1 protein-coding gene is annotated in these 1,334 nt (G+C 43.0%); it reads left to right on the top strand.

Translation table 11 applies throughout. From position 1 onward, the window contains the following. The first annotated feature begins 165 nt into the window (after positions 1–165). Positions 166–1,200 carry a hypothetical protein gene (locus tag KDK14_RS09525; RefSeq protein ID WP_257264866.1) on the top strand — a complete coding sequence of 345 codons (1,035 nt, stop codon included), beginning with the start codon at positions 166–168 and terminating at the stop codon, positions 1,198–1,200. The last annotated feature ends 134 nt before the right edge of the window (positions 1,201–1,334 follow it).

The raw sequence follows: 1,334 nt of genomic DNA on the forward strand, positions 1-1,334 counted from the left end.
GCCACTTAGTCAGAAAATATGATTTCATTTGGTTAACTACTTACGGGTTCATCTGAAAATGCATGAAACATTGAGAAAGTTTGAGGCCAACAGATAAAAGATGAACTTTCCTTTGATCTAGAAGTCGAATACTGAAAATACACAGTAAAACTAAGGATTCTTCAGATGAATGTACCGCAACTTCCTCTCCAAAGCGGGGTAGTTCAGCCACAAATTTCAGTTGCATCAGGCGCAGATAAGTCAGCCTTGATGAGCGCAGGTACTGATCTGACAACTGCAAGTTTTAAATCCAGACATGTCAGTCAATCTGATATCGGTACTTCCCCGGTAGATGCAGCAGGCTCCTTTACCAATAGCTCCGGTATTGAGCAACGTGGTGTCAGTGAGCCAAGCCTGTCACTCGCTGCTAACCCAACGTTTGCCAGAGAGAAGCCATCATTAGCTTCGTCAGGGGGTGCGCCAATCACTGCATCTTCAGCACCATCAAAGTCAGATTCAGAACGGGCTGAAGATCCGAAAGTAAAGTTAGCAGTGCAATTGGTGATGGCTCTTTTTAAGGTCTCGCCACCTGAAATGCAGCAAGAGTTGGCTGATGCTTTTCAGCGCAATTGCAGGCTGCCAGAAATGAGTCGTTGTGAGATTAACGTTCCAATTAACCCGCAGGAACAATCCACTGACGTTAAATCGAATTCTGAGAGTATTCAACAACACCAACTGCCAGGCACGAACGAGATGACTTTGGGCAATCCACCTGATGCAACTATAAATCAACTTGATGTCACTATAGATGTTATCGAGCAGCGGTTGTTGGAGATATCGGCAGGGAAGGATTCAAAACCCGAGGACAAACATGTAATCTACACTGTTTCCAAACAAATTCGCAATCTAAACCAAGTGATTGACACACTCCCCACTGCATCTGATAAAGCAAGGCTCAAGGAGAGAGTGAGTGGATTACATATCAGTGTTATGGAGCGGTTAATCGGTGTTTCTGCTTTGAGCACCATAAAAAAAGTGGAAAGTCAGCTTGAAAATTCTCAGCGTCAAAATTCACCAGATAATATTCACTCCTTACATTCAGATCTTGTTGAGGTGCAAGAATTTCTTGAACTGTTTCCCTCTAATGCGGTGATGAATAATGTAAGGAGGGAGTTTGATAGCCTCAGAATTAGAATTTCTGACATTCAAAAAAACGCATGAAAATCGATTTATTGTTTACGAAATTAAATTGAATGGGTGTTTGTAAGTAGCTGGCCATATGGAATCGTATATTTCTGGCCTACTTGGGCTGGTACTATGCGAGGCACAACGGAGGAAGCATAGCCGTAGCTATG

The sequence above is a fragment of the Endozoicomonas sp. ONNA2 genome, assembly GCF_024606365.1.
In the GTDB taxonomy this organism is placed as follows: domain Bacteria; phylum Pseudomonadota; class Gammaproteobacteria; order Pseudomonadales; family Endozoicomonadaceae; genus Endozoicomonas.

Coding starts and splice junctions, on each gene's coding strand:
- KDK14_RS09525 (WP_257264866.1), top strand. CDS start 166: ATGAATGTACCGCAACTTCCTCTCCAAAGCGGGGTAGTTCAGCCACAA.